Source organism: Kitasatospora sp. CM 4170 (genome assembly GCF_032110285.1).
Taxonomy (GTDB): Bacteria; Actinomycetota; Actinomycetes; order Streptomycetales; family Streptomycetaceae; genus Kitasatospora; species Kitasatospora aburaviensis.
Genome location: NZ_CP134877.1, coordinates 3,269,855 through 3,287,388, shown reverse-complemented (window position 1 = coordinate 3,287,388; position 17,534 = coordinate 3,269,855). Strand labels below are relative to the sequence as shown.

At 74.3% G+C, this 17,534-nt stretch carries 16 protein-coding genes; 12 read left to right on the top strand and 4 right to left on the bottom strand.

What is annotated here, in order from left to right; all coding sequences use genetic code 11:
* Window positions 1-69: 69 nt before the first annotated feature.
* Entirely contained in the window at window positions 70-948 is an 879-nt protein-coding gene (locus RMN57_RS13670; RefSeq protein WP_313763687.1) for a helix-turn-helix transcriptional regulator, read from the top strand.
* A 188-nt stretch (window positions 949-1,136) separates the two neighbouring features.
* On the opposite strand, the gene RMN57_RS13665 is transcribed toward RMN57_RS13670, so the two are convergent.
* Entirely contained in the window at window positions 1,137-1,568 is a 432-nt protein-coding gene (locus RMN57_RS13665) for a hypothetical protein (protein WP_313763686.1), read from the bottom strand.
* Entirely contained in the window at window positions 1,565-2,104 is a 540-nt protein-coding gene (locus RMN57_RS13660; protein ID WP_313763685.1) for a hypothetical protein, read from the bottom strand. Before RMN57_RS13660 ends, RMN57_RS13665 begins: the two co-directional genes overlap by 4 nt.
* Window positions 2,105-2,238: 134 nt before the next feature.
* On the opposite strand from RMN57_RS13660, the gene RMN57_RS13655 reads away from it, so the two are divergent.
* The 8 genes from RMN57_RS13655 (at window position 2,239) to RMN57_RS13620 (ending at window position 11,190) form a co-directional block, all read left to right on the top strand.
* Entirely contained in the window at window positions 2,239-3,468 is a 1,230-nt protein-coding gene (locus RMN57_RS13655; RefSeq protein ID WP_313763684.1) for a sensor histidine kinase, read from the top strand.
* The gene (locus tag RMN57_RS13650; RefSeq protein ID WP_313763683.1) at window positions 3,456-4,100 is read left to right on the top strand and encodes a response regulator transcription factor; all 645 of its coding nucleotides are present in this window, start codon (window positions 3,456-3,458) and stop codon (window positions 4,098-4,100) included. The genes RMN57_RS13655 and RMN57_RS13650 overlap by 13 nt, the downstream gene beginning before the upstream one ends.
* Before the next feature lie 2 nt (window positions 4,101-4,102).
* A complete protein-coding gene (locus RMN57_RS13645; protein WP_313763682.1) occupies window positions 4,103-4,879 on the top strand; it encodes a DUF4097 family beta strand repeat-containing protein in 777 nt (258 codons plus the stop codon).
* A gap of 212 nt (window positions 4,880-5,091) precedes the next feature.
* Window positions 5,092-6,261 carry a tRNA dihydrouridine synthase DusB gene (gene dusB / locus RMN57_RS13640; protein ID WP_313763681.1) on the top strand — a complete coding sequence of 390 codons (1,170 nt, stop codon included), beginning with the start codon at window positions 5,092-5,094 and terminating at the stop codon, window positions 6,259-6,261.
* Between the two features lie 563 nt (window positions 6,262-6,824).
* Entirely contained in the window at window positions 6,825-9,533 is a 2,709-nt protein-coding gene (gene ppdK, locus RMN57_RS13635; protein ID WP_313763680.1) for a pyruvate, phosphate dikinase, read from the top strand.
* A gap of 215 nt (window positions 9,534-9,748) precedes the next feature.
* Window positions 9,749-10,267: a ribonuclease domain-containing protein gene (locus RMN57_RS13630; RefSeq protein ID WP_313763679.1), complete on the top strand. Its 519-nt coding sequence runs from the start codon at window positions 9,749-9,751 to the stop codon at window positions 10,265-10,267.
* A 135-nt stretch (window positions 10,268-10,402) separates the two neighbouring features.
* Window positions 10,403-10,873, top strand: a complete 471-nt coding sequence (locus RMN57_RS13625; RefSeq protein ID WP_313763678.1) for a hypothetical protein — start codon at window positions 10,403-10,405, stop codon at window positions 10,871-10,873.
* On the top strand, window positions 10,873-11,190 hold the full coding sequence (locus RMN57_RS13620) for a transcriptional regulator (RefSeq protein ID WP_313763677.1): 318 nt from the start codon (window positions 10,873-10,875) through the stop codon (window positions 11,188-11,190). Before RMN57_RS13625 ends, RMN57_RS13620 begins: the two co-directional genes overlap by 1 nt.
* Window positions 11,191-11,305: 115 nt before the next feature.
* Here the strand turns inward: RMN57_RS13620 and RMN57_RS13615 are convergent, their stop codons facing one another.
* Window positions 11,306-12,301 (bottom strand): hypothetical protein, encoded by a 996-nt coding sequence (locus RMN57_RS13615; protein ID WP_313763676.1) that lies wholly within the window; start codon window positions 12,299-12,301, stop codon window positions 11,306-11,308.
* Window positions 12,302-12,410: 109 nt separating this feature from the next.
* On the opposite strand from RMN57_RS13615, the gene RMN57_RS13610 reads away from it, so the two are divergent.
* Entirely contained in the window at window positions 12,411-13,664 is a 1,254-nt protein-coding gene (locus RMN57_RS13610; RefSeq protein ID WP_313763675.1) for an ADP-ribosylglycohydrolase family protein, read from the top strand.
* 132 nt (window positions 13,665-13,796) lie between these two features.
* On the opposite strand, the gene RMN57_RS13605 is transcribed toward RMN57_RS13610, so the two are convergent.
* On the bottom strand, window positions 13,797-14,525 hold the full coding sequence (locus tag RMN57_RS13605; RefSeq protein ID WP_313763674.1) for a GNAT family protein: 729 nt from the start codon (window positions 14,523-14,525) through the stop codon (window positions 13,797-13,799).
* A gap of 734 nt (window positions 14,526-15,259) precedes the next feature.
* On the opposite strand from RMN57_RS13605, the gene RMN57_RS13600 reads away from it, so the two are divergent.
* Both RMN57_RS13600 and RMN57_RS13595 read left to right on the top strand, forming a co-directional pair.
* Window positions 15,260-16,204 (top strand): PAC2 family protein, encoded by a 945-nt coding sequence (locus RMN57_RS13600; RefSeq protein ID WP_313763673.1) that lies wholly within the window; start codon window positions 15,260-15,262, stop codon window positions 16,202-16,204.
* 226 nt (window positions 16,205-16,430) lie between these two features.
* A complete protein-coding gene (locus RMN57_RS13595; protein WP_313763672.1) occupies window positions 16,431-17,432 on the top strand; it encodes an SGNH/GDSL hydrolase family protein in 1,002 nt (333 codons plus the stop codon).
* The last annotated feature ends 102 nt before the right edge of the window (window positions 17,433-17,534 follow it).

Sequence of the window (17,534 nt, the reverse complement as noted above, 5' to 3'; positions counted from 1 at the left end):
ACCAGAGTGTGCTTATCCAGGTATAAGAAGTACCTGGCAATAGGCTCCGTGCTGGCGCATGCTGGGGCCATGAGCCTGACGACAGCCCCCGCGCACACCCCCGAGAGCGCCGCCCCCGTCGCGCCCGCCGAGGCCCGGCGGCACGAGCTGGCCGCCTTCCTGCGCAGCCGCCGGGAGCGGATCGCACCGGAGCAGGTGGGGCTGCCGATGACCGGCCGCCGCCGGACGCCGGGGCTGCGCCGGGAGGAGGTGGCGCTGCTCGCCGCGGTCGGCGTCACCTGGTACACGTGGCTCGAACAGGGCCGGGACATCCAGGTCTCCGCCCAGGTCCTGGACTCGGTGGCCCGCGCGCTGATGCTGGACCCGGCCGAGCGGGGCCACCTCTTCGTGCTGGCCGGGGCGGAGGACCCGTCGCCGGTGCGGGAGTGCCTGACGGTGACGCCGGCGATCCGGCTGGTCCTGGAGCAGATGTCGCCGATGCCCGCCGCCGTGGTCAACGCCCGCTGGGACGTGCTGGCGTACAACCGGCCCTACACCCACATCATCGGGAACATCGACGAGTTGCCGTTCGAGGACCGGAACCTGATGTGGCTGGCGTTCACGCCCTCCCGCTTCCGGGACGTGCTGGTGGACCACGAGAACGAGCGGGAGACCATGGTGGCCCGGTTCCGGTCGGCGATGGCCGACCACAGCGCCGAGCCGGCCTGGAAGGCGCTGCTGGCCCGGCTGCGCAAGGCCTCGCCGGACTTCGAGGCGGCCTGGCAGCGGCACGACGTGATGACCCCGGGCAACGGGCTGAAGCGGTTCATGGTGCCGGGCGTCGGGCTGCTGCACTGCGACTACACCAGCTTCTGGCTGGGGCCGCGGCCCGGCGCCCGCCTGGTGGCGTACACGCCCCGGGACGAGGACACCCGGGCGCGGATGGACCTGATGGTGGACGGGCTGTAGCCGGCGGGCTTCAGCGGGCCGCCGTGGGCGAGCCGGGTCCGGTGAGCCGGGTTGGGTGAGCCGGGTTGATCGGGCCGCGTCGGGTCGGGCCGCGGGCGGGAGGGATCCGGCAGGCGGGAGTGGGTAGGCCGGAGTGGGTCGGTCGGAACGGGTAGGCCGGAGTGGGCTCGCTGCTTGCGGGTGGTGGCTCAGGCGTGGGCCGCCGAGCGCCGGCCGAGTGCCAGGCAGACGGCGGCCAGCGGCAGTTCGACGCAGCCGGCCATCACCACGGCGGCGGCCAGCGGCAGGCCGTGGCCGGCGGTGCCGACATCGGCCAGGGCGTCGCCGGTGAGCAGCACCGCCACCGCGCAGGCCACCGGGAACGCGGCCGGGCTCCGGCGCCGCAGCAGCGCGTCCAGCCGCAGCAGGGCGGTCAGTTCGCCGAGGTCCAGGGCGACCCAGGCGGTCTCGTGGCAGACGGCCAGCACCACCAGCCAGGGCAGCAGCGCGGTGGCGGCCACGGCGGGGAGCCGCCGGGCCCAGGCCGGCAGCGAGCCGGCGGGGCGGGTGGGGGAGCCGGTCGGGCGGGCCGGTGCGAGGGAGCGGGAGGCCGGGCGTGCCCCCAGGACGGCCGTGCTCACAGCGCGCCCCCGGCCCGTAGCGGGAGCCGCCGCCCGGGGCGGACCCGCGCCAGAGCCTGCCGCTCACAGCCGCCCGCGTGCCGGACCAGCACCCCGTCGAACCGCCCCTCGGCCCAGGCGAGCCAGAACTCACCGGCCACCGTGACGACTTCGGGCACCGCGACGGCCCGGCCCGGGCGCCCCGGCCGGCGCAGCCACCCGACGGTGAAACCGACGGTGGGCACGCTGCCGCCGTCCGGCAGCCGGCCCCAGGCCAGCACGGAGGACCCGCACGCCCCGGGGAGCGCGCACCGCCGGGCGCCCCGCAGCAGCGGCAGGTCGAGCCGGGCGGCGACCAGGACGTCCGCCAACTCGCCGTACTCGTAGACCTCCAGGGCCGGGCGCCCGTGCGTCGCCCGGACGCTGCGCACGGACCACGGCCCGCGCGGCCCGGTCGGGCCCGCGGGCCCGACCGGCAGCGGACCCTCGGCACCGTCGGCGCCCACGACGGGCCGCCCGGACGGTGGGGTGGCGGAATGCGGTGCAGTGCTCGTCATGCCGTCAAGACTCGCGTCCGGCAAGGCCTGTGTCGGTAGTGCGCCGCACCGAATCGGGGGTGTAGCCAGGTACACCCCTACTCGGCAGCCCCCTTCATGGCAGCCGTCGATCACCGCCCTCTACGCTGTCGGCCGTGCCCACCACGACGCTGCGCCGCGCGCTCGCCAGGGGCGCCGCCCGGCCGCCGTGGTCGGCGGCGCCCTGGCGCGACACGCGCTTCCTGGCGGCCGGAATCCCGCCGGCCCTGCCGATCTGGTTCGCCGTCATGTCACCGCGGCTGTCGCTGGTGATCCTCGGCCTGGCCCTGCTCTGCCTGCGCCCGCTCACGGCCCTCCAACGCAGCCGCCTCCGTGTCCTGCGCGGGATCGAGGTGCCCCCGCTGCTGCGGGCGGACGACGCGCCGAGCGGCCTGCTGCCCCGGATCCGCACCGGCGTGAGCTGGCGCCAGGTCGGCTACCACCTGCTGGCCGGGCCGCTGCTGGCGCTCGGCGCGCTCGCGGTCGTCTACGCCTGGGGCGCCGCGCTGGCGGGCACCACCGTCTGGGCGTGGGCCTGGCTGATGCCGGTCTCCAGCCCGGTGCGGCACCAGTGGTACCAGCTGGACGTCCCGCTCTCGGTCGGCGGCGCCGTGCTGCTGGCGGTGCTGCCGTGGGCGGCGGCCCTGCTGGCCCGGCTGGAGGAGCGGGCGGCCGTCCGGCTGCTCGGTCCGGGGCTGGCGGAGACGCTGGAGCACCGGATCGAGGAGGTCGTGGAGAGCCGGGCGGGCCTGGTCGACGCGGTCGACGCCGAGCGCCGCCGGATCGAGCGCGACCTGCACGACGGCGCCCAGCAGCGGCTCACCTCGCTGGCGATGAACCTCGGCCTGGCCCGGCGCACCCTCAAGGACGTGCCGCCGGAGGTCATGCAGGTGATAGTCGAGGCGCACGAGGAGGCCCAGGCCGCCATCGACGAGCTGCGCGACCTGGTTCGCGGCCTGCACCCGGCGGTCCTGGAGGACCGCGGCCTGGACGCGGCGCTCTCCGGCATCGCGGCCCGCGCGCCGCTGCCGGTCCGGCTCGACGTCCGGCTGGCCGAGCGCATAGCCCCGACTGTCGAGGCGGTCGCCTACTTCACCGTCTCCGAGGCGCTGACCAACGTCGCCAAGCACGCCCGGGCCTCCCGGGTGGACCTCTCGGTGCGGACGGCGGGCGGCCGGCTGCGCCTGGTCGTCAGCGACGACGGCGTGGGCGGCGCGGACGCCGCGCGCGGCACCGGGCTCACCGGTCTGCGCAAGCGCGCCGCCTCGGTCGACGGCACGCTGTCCGTTCTCAGCCCCCTCGGGGGCCCGACCACCATCACCGTGGAGTTGCCGTGCGCGCTGTGATCGCCGAGGACTCGGTCCTGCTCAGGGTCGGCCTGGTCAAGGTCCTGGAGGCGGTGGGCTTCGAGGTGGCCGCCGCGGTCGGGGACGCCGAGGCGCTGCTCGCCGCGGTCGAGGAGCACCGCCCGCAGGTGGTGGTGGCCGATGTCCGGATGCCGCCGGGCTTCACCGACGAGGGCGTCCGGGCCGCGCTGCTGATCCGCCGGCAGTGGCCGGAGGTCGCGGTGCTGCTGCTCTCCCAGTACGTCGAGGAGCGCTACGCCGCCGACCTGCTGGCCACCAACACCAGCGGGGTCGGCTACCTGCTCAAGCAGCGGGTGGCCAATGTGGACGACTTCGTGGACGCGCTGCAGCGGGTCGCCGAGGGCGGCACCGCTCTGGACCCGGAGGTCGTCGCCCAGCTGCTGGTCCGCCGCCACCGGGATCCGCTGGAGAAGCTGACCCCGCGCGAGCGGGACGTGCTCGGCCTGATGGCGGAGGGGCGGTCCAACGCGGCGATCGCCGCCGCCCTGGTGGTCAGCGACAGCGCGGTGGCCAAGCACATCAACTCGATCTTCACCAAGCTCGACCTGCCCCCGGCCGACGACAGCCACCGCCGGGTGCTGGCGGTGCTGCGCTTCCTGGAGGTCGGCTAGCCGTGCAGGAGGGACGGGTCTGGCGGACGGTCGGGGCGCTGTCCCTGGCGGCGGTGCTGGTCGTCGGGGCGGTGCAGACCTGGGCCGTGGCGGTGCAGCAGCAGACGGTGTCGGAGCGGACGTACCCGGTCGCGGTGACCAGGGTGGTGCTGGACACCGGCCCCGCGGCGGTGGTGGTCAGGCCGGGCGCCGAGGGGCAGGTGGTGGTCCGGCGCCGGCTGGACTGGACGGTGCGCAAGCCGGTCGTCGCGGCGGAGATCCTGGGCAGCACACTGACCGTCGCGATGCGGTGCAACCAGCTGCTCCCCGGGGTGGACGTCAGCTGTGGTGCGCTGATCGAGCTGGAGGTGCCGCCCTCGGTCGCGGTGGAGGGCCAGGGCTCCTCCGGCAGCCTGCAGGTCTCCGGCCTGAGCGGGGAGGTGCGGCTCTCCTCCAATTCGGGGGAGATCCGGATGAACGGGATCTCCGGATCGGTGGTCGCGAGGACCACCTCCGGCTCGGTGCGGGGCACGGGCCTCTCCTCCTCCCACGTGGAGGTGGGTGCGACCTCGGGCTCGGTGTCCCTGGACTTCGCCAGGCCGCCGCACCTGGTGGACGTGGGTGCGACCTCGGGCTCGGTGGAGCTGGTCGTGCCGAAGGGATCGCGGTACGCCATCACGGGCGAGGCGGGCTCGGGGAGCCGGCACGTCGACCCGCTGCTGGCGGACCCCTCCAGCCCCGACCGGATCCGGGTCGCGGTGACGTCCGGCTCGGTGAACGCCGTCTCCTCGAACGGCTGACCGGGGCGCCCGGCCGGGGACGACCGCGCCGCCCGGCCGGCCGGGGCGACTGACCGGGGCGCCCGTCCGCCCGCCCCACCGCCCCACCGCCCCACCGCGCCGGCCGCCCGCCGACCGGCCCCGGGGCGACCGATTCCGACGCCCCCGGGGCCGGTCCGCCGCGTGGGGGACAATGAAGAGTCCCGCATCCCCGTCCCCGAGGTCAGCCGCGCATGACAGCCACGCCCGCACCCACCGCGACCACCGACGAGTTCGCGCCGCTGACGATCGGCCCGATGCAGGTCTGGCCGCCCGTCGTGCTGGCGCCGATGGCCGGCATCACCAACGCGCCGTTCCGCACCCTCTGCCGCGAGCAGAGCGGCGGCAAGGGCCTGTACGTCTCGGAGATGATCACCACCCGGGCGCTGGTCGAGCGCAACGCCAAGACCATGCAGCTGATCAAGTTCGACGCGAGCGAGAAGCCCCGCTCGATCCAGCTCTACGGGGTGGACCCGGTCACCGTCGGAAAGGCGGCCCGGATGATCGCGGACGAGAACCTCGCCGACCACATCGACCTGAACTTCGGCTGCCCCGTCCCCAAGGTGACCCGGAAGGGCGGCGGCTCGGCCCTGCCGTACAAGCGGAACCTGCTCCGCGAGATCCTCCGGGAGGCCGTGGCCAACGCCGGGGACCTCCCGGTCACCATGAAGATGCGCAAGGGCATCGACGACGACCACCTCACCTACCTGGACGCCGGCCGGATCGGCGCCGAGGAGGGCGTGGCCGCGATCGCCCTGCACGGGCGCACCGCCGCCCAGCACTACGGCGGCACCGCGGACTGGTCGGCGATCGCCCGGCTGCGCGAGTCCGTCCCGGCGCACATCCCGGTGCTCGGCAACGGGGACATCTGGTCGGCGGACGACGCGGTGCGGATGATGCGGGAGACCGGCTGCGACGGTGTGGTGGTCGGCCGTGGCTGCCTGGGCCGGCCCTGGCTGTTCAAGGACCTGGTCGCGATCTTCGAGGGCGAGGTCGACTACGCCCGCCCGAGCTTCGCCGACGTGTCGCGGGCGATGGTGCGCCATGCGCAGCTGCTCGGTGAGTGGCTGGGCGACGAGGCCCGCGGTGTGATCGATTTCCGCAAGCACGTGGCCTGGTACACGAAGGGCTTCTCGGTCGGCTCCGAACTCCGGGTGAAGCTGGCCAACTCCTCCTCCTTGGCCGAATTGGCCGAAACCCTGTCCATGGTGGAGCAGTCCCAGCTCTGGCCGGCCGGTGCGGACGGCCCGCGCGGCCGGACGAGCGGCAACAACCGGGTGGTTCTGCCCGAGGGCTGGTTGGACGATCCGTACGACTGCGCACTGCCCAGTGCAGACGCCGAATCGGACACCTCCGGCGGATGATCTGTCCGTAGTGGCGAAATGGCCCTCATGGGGGCCATGGACGTCCCGGCCCAGCCCTCTTGTCCAATTCGGCCAAGGGGGCTCCCTTTTGGTGCGCTAATGTCACGCAACGAGCACGATTCTGGACGGAGTGCGACGATCGACGCAGCTCGACTACGCCCGATCGGCGAGATGCACTCGTGACGCTGGCCACATACGGTGGCTGCTGACGGTTACTCAGAGGACGATTTGGCCAGTTCGGCCGGGAATCGCTTCCCGAAGGGGGCGGCGCGGGATCGGCCGGTCCGGGTGCAGGAAATCAAGCCGGGGCGGCGCACTGGACCGTCGGTCACTACCCTGCGTCCCGCTCGTGTGATCTTCCGGTTTCCTTGGCTTCAAGAGTTGAACGGTTGCTAGCGTCATCCGGACGATTTCACCAACAGAGGTGAACGCCTTTATGTGCATTCGATCTGCTGGGTTACCGCGCCGTACTGGCCACGTACGGCCTATCGGGGACGCAAAAGTGCCTTCGAAATGGGTATGTTCTCCGGCGTCAGGGCAACCGCGTACGAGGAGACCGACCCGTGCCGTCCCAGCAGAAGTTTGTTTACTCCTTCACCGAAGGAAACAAGGACCTCAAGGATCTTCTTGGCGGCAAGGGCGCGAACCTGGCCGAGATGACCAACCTGGGCCTCCCCGTCCCCCCGGGGTTCACCATCACCACCGAGGCCTGCAAGGTCTTCCTGGAGACCGGCAGCGAGCCGGCCTCGCTCCACGAGGAGATCAGCGCGCACCTCGAAGCGCTTGAGCAGGAGATGGGCAAGAAGCTCGGCCAGGCCGACAACCCGCTCCTCGTCTCGGTGCGCTCGGGTGCCAAGTTCTCCATGCCCGGCATGATGGACACCGTCCTGAACATCGGTCTCTCCGACGCCTCCGTCGTCGGTCTGGTCGCGCAGTCCGGCAACGCGCGCTTCGCCTGGGACTCCTACCGCCGCCTGGTCCAGATGTTCGGCAAGACCGTGCTGGGCGTCGACGGCGAGCTGTTCGAGGAGGCCCTCGACGAGGCCAAGCACGCCAAGGGCACCACCAACGACCTGGACCTGGACGCTTCCGACCTCCAGGAACTGGTCGAGGTGTTCAAGGGCATCGTCGAGCGCGAGACCGGCCGGGCCTTCCCGCAGGACCCGCGCGAGCAGATGGACCTCGCCGTCCACGCCGTCTTCCACTCCTGGAACGGCGACCGCGCCCGGCTGTACCGCCGCCAGGAGCGCATCCCGAACGACCTGGGCACCGCGGTCAACGTCTGCACCATGGTCTTCGGCAACCTCGGCGAGGACTCCGGCACCGGCGTCGCCTTCACCCGTGACCCCTCCACGGGCGCCCAGGGCGTCTACGGCGACTACCTGTCCAACGCCCAGGGCGAGGACGTCGTCGCCGGCATCCGCAACACCCTGCCGCTGTCCGAGCTCGAGAACCTCGACAAGAAGTCGTACGACGAGCTGATGGCGATCATGCAGAAGCTCGAGAACCACTACCGCGACCTCTGCGACATCGAGTTCACCATCGAGCGCGGCAAGCTCTGGATGCTGCAGACCCGCGTCGGCAAGCGCACCGCGGCCGCGGCCTTCCGGATCGCCGTCCAGCTGGTCGACCAGGGTCTGATCGACCTGGACGAGGCCCTGATGCGGGTCACCGGCGGCCAGCTCTCGCAGCTGATGTTCCCGCGCTTCGCCCCGAACACCGAGTCGAAGCAGATCGCCTGGGGTCTCGCCGCCTCCCCCGGTGCGGCCATCGGCAAGATCGTTTTCGACTCGTACACCGCCGTCAAGTGGTCCCGCTCCGGCGAGAAGGTCATCCTGGTCCGCCGCGAGACCAACCCGGACGACCTGGACGGCATGATCGCCGCCGAGGGCATCCTGACCTCGCGCGGCGGCAAGACCTCGCACGCCGCCGTGGTCGCCCGCGGCATGGGCAAGACCTGTGTCTGCGGTGCCGAGGAGCTGGAGGTCGACACCAAGCGCCGCCGGATGACCACCGCCGACGGCATGGTGCTGGAGGAGGGCGACGTCGTCTCGATCGACGGCGCCACCGGCAAGGTCTACCTCGGCGAGGTACCCGTGCTGCCGTCCCCGGTGGTCGAGTACTTCGAGGGCACCCTGCACGCCGGCGCCGACGTCCAGGGCGGCCTGGTCCAGGCCGTGCACCGCCTGATGTCGCACGCCGACGGCCGCCGCCGGCTCGCCGTCCGCGCCAACGCCGACAACGCCGAGGACGGCGGGCGCGCCCGCCGCTACGGCGCCCAGGGCATCGGCCTGTGCCGCACCGAGCACATGTTCCTCGGTGAGGAGCGCCGCAAGGAGGTCGAGCACCTGATCCTGGCGGACAACGACAAGGACCGGGAGCTGGCCCTCTCCACCCTGCTGCCGCTGCAGAAGGGCGACTTCCTGGAGCTCTTCCAGGCGATGGACGGCCTCCCGGTGACGGTCCGCCTGCTCGACCCGCCGCTGCACGAGTTCCTGCCGGACATCACCGAGCTGTCGGTGCGCGTCGCCCTCGCCGAGGCCCGCAAGGACCCGAACGAGAACGACCTGCGCCTGCTCCAGGCCGTGCACAAGCTGCACGAGCAGAACCCGATGCTGGGTCTGCGCGGCGTCCGCCTCGGCCTGGTCATCCCCGGCCTGTTCGGCATGCAGGTCCGCGCCATCGCCGAGGCCGCCGCCGAGCGGAAGCTGGCCGGCGGGGACCCGCGCCCCGAGGTGATGATCCCGCTGGTCGGCACCGTCCAGGAGCTGGAGCTGGTCCGCGACGAGTGCGAGCGCGTGCTCGCCGAGGTCGCCCAGTCCACCGGCGTCCAGCTGGACATCAAGCTCGGCACCATGATCGAGCTGCCGCGCGCCGCGGTGACCGCGGGCCAGATCGCCGAGGCCGCCGAGTTCTTCTCCTTCGGCACCAACGACCTCACCCAGACCGTCTGGGGCTTCTCCCGGGACGACGTGGAGGCCTCGTTCTTCACGGCCTACCTGGAGAAGGGCATCTTCGGGGTCTCGCCGTTCGAGACCATCGACCGCGACGGCGTCGGCTCGCTGGTGAAGCACGCCGTCGAGGCCGGCCGGGCCACCCGCCCCGACCTCAAGCTCGGCGTCTGCGGCGAGCACGGCGGCGACCCGGACTCGGTCCACTTCTTCCACGAGGTGGGGCTGGACTACGTCTCCTGCTCCCCCTTCCGGATCCCGGTGGCGCGCCTGGAGGCCGGCCGCGCCGCCATCGAGTCTGCGGGCAGCGACTCGCGCTGAGGAAGGCATCCCTCCAGCGCGGTTCCATTCGCTGACCGCAATCCCTCCCGTCGGGAGGGCGTACACCGGAGCTCGGCGCAGGAGAACCGGCGTACGTAACGCAGCCGGGGCGGGAACGGACAACGGCGTCCGTTCCCGCCCCGGCCGCGTGCTTTCCGGGCCGCGGTCGAGCCCGCCGCCGCTCCCGCCGCCCGCCCGACTGCCAAGCTGGGCCCATGACCAGCAGAAACCGCCTGCCCGCCCGTCTGGCCGTCCTGCTCTGCGCCCTGGTGGCGGCCGCCGGGTGCACCGGCGCGGACCACAGCGCGACCGCCACCGCCACCGCGACCGCGACCGCCGCCTCCGCCGCCACGGCCACCGCGCCGCGGCCGAGCGCCCCCAGGCCCTCCGCGCCCCGCACGACCGCCGCCACTCCCGCCCCGGCCGGCACCTGGGTGCCCACCGACCCCGCGCTCGCCGACGTCTGCCGCACCAGGCTGCCCGCGCAGGCCCTCGACACCCTCGGCCTGATCGCCAGGGGCGGGCCGTACCCGTACCGCTCGGACGGGATCGTCTTCGAGAACCGGGAGAACCGGCTCCCGCGCAAGGCCTCCGGCTACTACCACGAGTACACCGTCGTCACGCCGGGCTCCGCCGACCGCGGTGCCCGACGGGTCGTCACCGGCGGTTCGGGCGAGCAGTACTGGACGGCCGACCACTACGACAGCTTCCAGGAGATCGACGTCCGTTGCTGACCCGGCCTCCCCGCCCGGCAGAACTCTCGAACCGGCAGAACTCTCCCACAGGAACTACTTTCCAATCCGGAAAGTGGATGCCATAGTGGAAGCACCGAGGCACCCCGACGGGGTGCCGGACTCCAGGGGGATTCCATGAACGACACCGCTCCGGCCGATCTGCCCGCGGCGGATGCGCTGCGCGTCGCCGAGCAGGCCCGTGCCGCCGCCCAGGCCCCGCGCTCGCTGCCGGGCTGGTTCGGCCCGGTGTTCGCCACGGCCTTCACGCTCTACGGGGCCGGCGTCGGGTATGCCTCCTACTCCCACGCGGGCTGGCTGAGCGGTCTGCTGGCCGTCGTCTTCGCCGCCCTGACCGGAGCCCTGACCGCGGCCGCCGCCCGCTCCGGGGGCATCGTGCAGCGGCCGGCCAGTGGCCACCGGCACCTGATGTGGCGCGCGTTCGGGCAGGTGGCCGGGGCTGCGCTGGTGGCGGCCGGCCTGGCCTACGCCGCCGGCGCCGACGCCCGCGGGCTCGGGGTGGCGATCGGTGCCGCAGCGGGCGTGGCGTTCTGGGTGACGGCCCGGTGGCTGAACGCCCGGATCCGGCGCGAGTTCGAGGCCCGCTGATGCCCGCCGGGCTCGACCCGCTGCTGCAGCACCCGACCAGGCTCGCCGTGCTCGCCTTCCTGAGTGCCTGCCAGGAGGCCGAGTTCTCGGCCGTCCGGGACCACTGCGAGGTCTCCGACTCGGTGCTCAGCAAGGCCGCGACGGCCCTGGAGGAGGCCGGCCACGTCAAGGTGAAGAAGGGTTACGTCGGCAAGCGCCCGCGCACCTGGCTCGCCGCCACCAAGGCCGGCCGTGCCGCGCTGGCCGGACACGTCGCCGAGCTCCAGCGCCTGGTGGCCGCCGCCGAGGCGGCCGGCGCGGAACACGGCCGGGAGTAGCACACCCTCCTGCGCGGGTCCACCCGCAGTGGTCGGCCCGGGTCGACCCGCCCGGGTCGGCCCACCCGCCCAGCCGCCCGACCCTCCCGCCGGGGCTGCCCCGTCCCGCCCGGGCTCACCGGGCCCGGCGCCAGCTGACGCGGGCGTGCGGCCCGTGCGGTCCGGAGTCGATCAGGGCGGCCAACTCCCGCAGGACGGGGGCGGGATCGCGGCGCAGCTGGACGGGGGTGGCCCGGACGACCGGGAGTCCGGCGGCGGTCAGCCGGTTGGCGCGGGCCAGGCTCCGCTCGTGGTCGGCCGGTCGTAGGTGCCAGGCCCGGGAGTCGATCTCCAGGGCGACGCAGGCCTGCGGCCAGTAGGCGTCCGGTACGGCGAGGAAGCCGCCGTCGAGGAAGAGCGCCGGGTTCCAGAGCGGGTCGGGCAGGCCCGACCCGCGCAGCAGTTCCCTGGCCTCACCCTCCGCCACCGAGCGGACCCCGGCCGTGAGGTCTTCCACCATCCGTGCCACGTGCGGGAGTTCAGTGGTGCCCGGCCGGGCGAGCAGTTGGTCCAGCAGTTCGCCGAGGCCGCAGTGGCGCCGTTGCACGGCCTCCGCGCAGAGCGCCCGGTAGCGCCGCCGGCCGGTCTCCCGCGGTGCCAGGTCCGCCAGCGCGCGGGCGACCGTGGTGCTCCAGAGCCCGTCGTCCCGCTCGAAGCCGCCCGGCATCGGCCCGGCCGCGCGGTGGATGCGGACGTACTCCCGGTCGGCGACCCGGCGCGGCCGGGGGGCCAGCACGTCGACCTCCGTGAGGTCGGCCGGGTGCCCGGCGCTCGGCAGTCCGGCGTCGGCCAGGACGGCGGCGCCGGTCAGCAGCACCTCGCCGGCCTGCGGCGCGCGCCCCTTCGGCCCCGCGTACGCGAGCGCCGAGCGCAGCCGCTGATGCGGCGTCAACCGCCCGGTCTGCAGGCAGATCACCCGTGGCAGGACCTGCTGCCAGGGGCCGCCCGGCCGCAGCCGGTGCGCGATCGTGCCGGACGGCACGCCGAGGCGGCGCAGCTGCGCCCGGGTGACGATGTGCTGCTGGTCGGCGCCGAGCAGCAGCAGCGGGGCGATCGGATCGGCTCGGGTCATGCCCGGGTTCTTCCCGTCCGGGTCGGAAGTATGCGAAACATCGCCCGCCGGAGGAGCGGGCCGGTATCGAGGTTGACGCGGAGCAGCAGGCCCGCCGAGCCTGGGCGCGATGACGACTCCTCACTCCGGCCCCGCGCTCGACGCGCTCAACGGCCTCTCCGTCGGTGACGCCCTCGGCGCCCAGTTCTTCGTTCCCGCCACCGCCGCGGCCCACTTCGCCGCCCGTACCGTTCCGCCCGGCCCGTGGCCGTGGACCGACGACACCGAGATGGCCTGCTCGGTGTACTCGGTGCAGGTCGAACGCGGTGCGGTCGACACCTTCGACCTCACGCACTCCTTCGCCCGCCGCCACGACTTCGACCGCGGCTACGGCCCGGCCGCCAACCGCCTGCTCCGGCTGGTCCGTGAGGGCGGCGACGCCAGGGCGCTCGCCGCCGAGCTCTTCGACGGCCAGGGCTCGTACGGCAACGGCGCCGCGATGCGGGTGGCCCCGCTGGGCGCGCTGTACTACGCCGATCCCACCAAGGCGATCCGGCCGGCCGCCGAGACGGCGCTGATCACCCACACCCACCCGCAGGCCGTGGACGGCGCGATCGCCGTCGCGGTGGCCGCCGCCTTCGCGGTGCAGGTGGGCCGGCAGACCCGGATGACCCCGACCACGTTCCTGGACCGGGTCCGGGCCCACACGCCGGCCGGCGCCGTGCGGGACGGCCTGACCGAGGCGATCGCCCTGCTGGGCGAGCCGGATCCCGCGGTCGCCGCGCGGGTGCTCGGCAACGGCAGCCGGACCAGCGCCGCCGACACCGTGCCGTACGCGCTCTGGTGCGCGGCCCGCCGGCTCACCGACTACCCGGCCGCGATCTGGGAGGCGATCGGCGCGGGCGGGGACATGGACACCGTCGCGGCCGTCACCGGCGGCGTGGTCGCCGCGTGCACCGGCAGCGCCGGTATCCCGGCCGCCTGGCTGGCCGCCCGCGAGCCGCTCCCGGCCTGGGCGTTCCCGGAGCCGGAGAGCGTCCCCGGCGGCCGCGGCCGGGCCGAGATGCTGGTGCCGCGCCCCCAACCGGTCCCCGACCTGCGGTGGAGCGAGGAGGAGTGGCAGCGGATCCGGAGCGGGCCGCAGGAGATCGGGCCGGACCGACGGTGGTCCGTGCACACCCGCGAGGGCACGGTCCGGGTCTGCCGCTCGGAGCGCGACCCGGTCTGGGAGCTGACCGTCGTCCGTGGGCGGGACGGCTGGCGCCCGGTCTCCGCGGTGGCCGAGGCCGTCGACGGCCGGTGGTCGCTGTCCAACGGCGGCGAGCGCGATCCCGCCCTCCTCGTGCAGGTGCTGCGGGCCGCCGCCACCGGCGAGCGGCCCTGACCCCGGCCGGTGGGCCCCGGGCCCGAGCTCGGGCCCACCGGCCGAACGGAACCCGCTCGGGACGGGACCGCCGCAGCGGTCACCCGGGAGCAGTCACCCGGGGCCCACCGGTCCACCGGCCCGCCGCGGCCGTCAGGCCGTGATCAGCTGCCCGGCGCCGCCGCCGTGTCTAAGGCACTCCTGGTTGATCGCCCGGTCCGGGGCGCTCGGCGAGGTGGCGGCGGCGATCCGCAGCTCGATGATGTCCCGCACGGCGGGCCACTCGGCGTCGAGGATCGAGTAGAACGCGGTCGAGCGCACCACCCCGTCCAGACCGCGCGAGTGCGCCCGGCGGACGCCCTCTGAGGTCGCGCCGAGCCGCTCGATCGCCGCCCGGGACCGCATGTTCCGGGCGTCCGCGCGCATCGAGATCCGCTGCACGCCCCACTCCTCGAAGGCGTACCGCAGCATCAGCAGCTTCGCCTCGGTGTTGATGCCGGTGCCCTGGGCGCGCGGGGAGAGCCAGGAGTTGCCGATCTCGGCGGCGTCCGGCACGGCCGTGGCCGGGTCGCCGAACGGCACCCCGGGCACCGGCGGCCAGACGACCGGGCCCTGCCAGTAGTCCAGTTCCAGGAACCGGGTGGAGCCGACCACCCGGCCGTCCGCGACGTTCACCGTCGCGAACGGCAGCGACCGGCCCGCGGCCTGGTCGGCGAGGGCGCGCGCGATGTAGTCGCGGGCCGCTTCCAGGCCGTGCGGGACGGGGGTGAAGGCGTAGGTCGTACGGTCCTCGGCGCCGGCCTCGGCGATGGCCTCGGCGTGGTGCGCGGCAAGGGGCTCCAGCCGCACGGTGCGGCCGGTGAGGATGACAGGTACGGGCACGGAACCTTCGGTCCTTCATCGGTCGGAGGGCGCGTCCCGCGCCGGGGTGCGGCTCGGGTCGCGGTGGACGTTCGCCCCGGTCCGGGGTCCGCCCGCCGGTACCCGTGCACGCCGGAGGTCCGGTCGGGCGGGGCGGGGGCGGCGGCCCGGAGCGGGCAGCGCGGTGCCGGAACGGACGCGGGTCCACGGACCGGTCCGGCGGGATGAGCGAGGGGACAGTGTGCGTCCGCGAAATGGCCGAGGAGGAAACGAGAGCGCGAAGGGAAGCAGGCGGCCAGGTGAAGGCAAGATGCGTCGTGGGTGGCTGGCCGAGCACCGGTCCGGGACGTGATCGACGGCGTTACGGTACGACGTGACGACGACGCGACGATGCGAGGCAGCGAGAGGACGATACCCGCCAGAAGGCGGTGCGTCACTTCGCAGCACACGAATGGGCGCGCCGGGCTTCCGGACGCGGCCGCCGGAGGCCGTTCGGACGCCCGTGACCAGCGGGTTTCCGGCCGGGTGCGATCATGGTCGGGACACGCCCCGGAAGGCGCCCCGAAGGCGCCCCGACGGCGTGTCGAAGGCGCGTCGAAGGCGCTCAGACGGCCCGCCGACGGCTTCCGGCCCTCGACCGGGGGCCGTGCCGCGGCGCCGCCGCACGGCGGCGGGAATTCCGGCGGGCCCCGGCACGCTGGAGACGAGGAGAAGCCGGTACGAGTCGACGATCAGGGAACGGGGTTGGGTTCGCGGTGCGTGATCCCCAGGCGCTGTACGAGCTGGATCAGCAGGGCGTGGCCGCCGTGGCCGCGGCGAACGCCGCGTTGGCCGACACCGGCGCCGGGTTGGTGCTGCTCCACCACTTCGAGGGCTTCATGGACGCCGGCGAGGCCGGTGGCCAGGTGGTGGCCCACCTGCTCGCCGAGGGCTCGCCCCAGGTGGTGGCCCGCTTCGACCACGACCGCCTGGTGGACTACCGGGCCCGGCGCCCCGCGATGGTCTTCGACCGCGAGAGCTGGACGTCCTACGCCCCGCCGGAGATCCTGCTCCAGCTGGTCCACGACGCGGCCGGCTCGCCGTTCCTGCTGCTCACCGGGCCCGAGCCGGACGTCGAGTGGGAGCGCTTCATCGTCGCCGTGCGCGAGCTGGTCGAGCAGTTCGGGGTGCGGCTGACGCTGGACTTCCACGGCATCCCGATGGGCGTGCCGCACACCCGCCCGGTCGGCCTGACCCCGCACGGCAACCGGCTCGACCTCGCGGCCGGCTACCCGCAGTGGTTCGAGCAGGCGCAGGTCCCCGGCAGCGCCCAGGCGCTGCTGGAGTACCGGCTCGCCGAGGCCGGGCACGACGTTCTGGGCTTCGCCGTGCACGTGCCGCACTACGTGGCCCGGTCGGAGTACCCGGCCGCGGCGGTGCTGATCCTGGAGGCGGTGCAGTCGGCCACCGGCCTCGTCCTGCCGGGCACCGGGCTGCGCACCCGGGTCGGCGAGGTCTACGCCGACATCGAGGAGCAACTGGCCCAGGGAGACGGGGAGCTGCGCTCGGCGATCCGCGGCATGGAGGGCCAGTACGACGCGGTGGCGGGCGCGGAGGGCCGGGAGAGCCTGCTGGCCGAGCCGGTGGACCTGCCCTCGGCCGACGAGCTGGGCCGGCGCTTCGAGCAGTTCCTCGCCGAGCACGAGCGCGGCCCCGAGTAAGCCGCCCCGAGTAGCCGACCCCGAGTAGCCGCCCCGAGCGGCCGCCCGGGCAGTTGTCCCGGGCGGCCGCCGCGGGCACGGGCAGGAACCCGGGGAGCGGGAACGGGGCGGAAAGTCCCCACCCGGGGCGGGAGTCATCCGGCGCGGTCGTTCGTTGAGGCAGAGGTGCCCGGGGGACGGGCCGCCGCAGGGAGAGACGTCACCGTTCCGACCCCCGGGGGGATCCATGCCTGTGCCCGCACGCCCGACGACCACCGCCGTGCTGTCCGCCGCTCTGGCCGCGCTGCTGCTGGCCGGCTGCACCGGGGGCGGCTCCGGTGGCTCCGCCGCCCCGGCGTCGGACGGCCCGCGCCCGCTGCGGGTGACACCGACGCTCACGCCGACCCCGACTCCCACCCCCGCCGGCCCCTACGTCGCCCTCGGCGACTCCTACACCTCGGGCCTGAAGATCGCCCCGCAGGTGGGCGAGCCCAGCGGCTGCGCCCGCTCCGCGGTCAACTACCCCTCGCTGGTGGCCAAGGCGCTGGGCCTGGCGACCGGGCAGTTCAAGGACGTCAGCTGCAGCGGCGCCCGTACCGGGGACCTCATCGGCGCCCAGGAGACCGCCGGCGGCGCCAACCCGCCGCAGCTCGAAGCGCTCACCCCGGCGACCAGGCTCGTCACGGTGGGGATCGGCGGCAACGACGCCGGGTTCATGGAGGTCGTCGGCGCCTGCGCCCGGGAGAACCTGGTCGACGCGGTGAAGGGCCTGGTCGGCGCGGACCGGACGGAGGCGCCCTGCCGCGAGCACTACGCCTCGGCCGGCGGCGCCGCCGACCAGGTCCAGCGCAAGGTGGACGCGGCCGGCGAGCGGCTGGGCCGGATCCTGACGGACATCAGGCAGCGCTCCCCGCAGGCCAGGGTCTACGTGGTCGGCTACCCGACGCTGCTGCCCGCCGACCCGGCGAGCTGCCTCCCGGTGCTCGGCAGCGCCGTCGCCCCCGGCGACCTGGGCTTCCTGGTGGAGAAGGAGCAGCAGCTGAACGCCATGCTCAAGCACCGGGCCGAGGCCGCCGGCGCGGTCTTCGTCGACGCGGCCGCGCCCTCGGCCGGCCACGACATGTGCGCCGGCGAGGCCGCCCGCTGGGTCGAGCCGCCCTTCCCGGCGCCCGGTCTGGCGGCGATCCACCCCAACGCCAAGGGGCAGGAGGGCGTGGCCGCGGCGGTGCTCAAGGCGGTGCGCGGCTGAGCCGGGAGGCCGCCGGGAGGAGCGCCGCGCCGGGCGCGCGCGGGGCGAGGATTCACGTCCCGGCCCGCGCCCCTTCGCGCGCGGCACACTTCCGGTGTCGGA

Coding starts and splice junctions, on each gene's coding strand:
- RMN57_RS13670 (WP_313763687.1), top strand. CDS start 70: ATGAGCCTGACGACAGCCCCCGCGCACACCCCCGAGAGCGCCGCCCCC.
- RMN57_RS13610 (WP_313763675.1), top strand. CDS start 12,411: ATGACGACTCCTCACTCCGGCCCCGCGCTCGACGCGCTCAACGGCCTC.
- RMN57_RS13625 (WP_313763678.1), top strand. CDS start 10,403: ATGAACGACACCGCTCCGGCCGATCTGCCCGCGGCGGATGCGCTGCGC.
- dusB (WP_313763681.1), top strand. CDS start 5,092: ATGACAGCCACGCCCGCACCCACCGCGACCACCGACGAGTTCGCGCCG.
- RMN57_RS13615 (WP_313763676.1), bottom strand. CDS start 12,301: ATGACCCGAGCCGATCCGATCGCCCCGCTGCTGCTGCTCGGCGCCGAC.
- RMN57_RS13595 (WP_313763672.1), top strand. CDS start 16,431: ATGCCTGTGCCCGCACGCCCGACGACCACCGCCGTGCTGTCCGCCGCT.
- RMN57_RS13630 (WP_313763679.1), top strand. CDS start 9,749: ATGACCAGCAGAAACCGCCTGCCCGCCCGTCTGGCCGTCCTGCTCTGC.
- RMN57_RS13620 (WP_313763677.1), top strand. CDS start 10,873: ATGCCCGCCGGGCTCGACCCGCTGCTGCAGCACCCGACCAGGCTCGCC.
- RMN57_RS13660 (WP_313763685.1), bottom strand. CDS start 2,104: ATGACGAGCACTGCACCGCATTCCGCCACCCCACCGTCCGGGCGGCCC.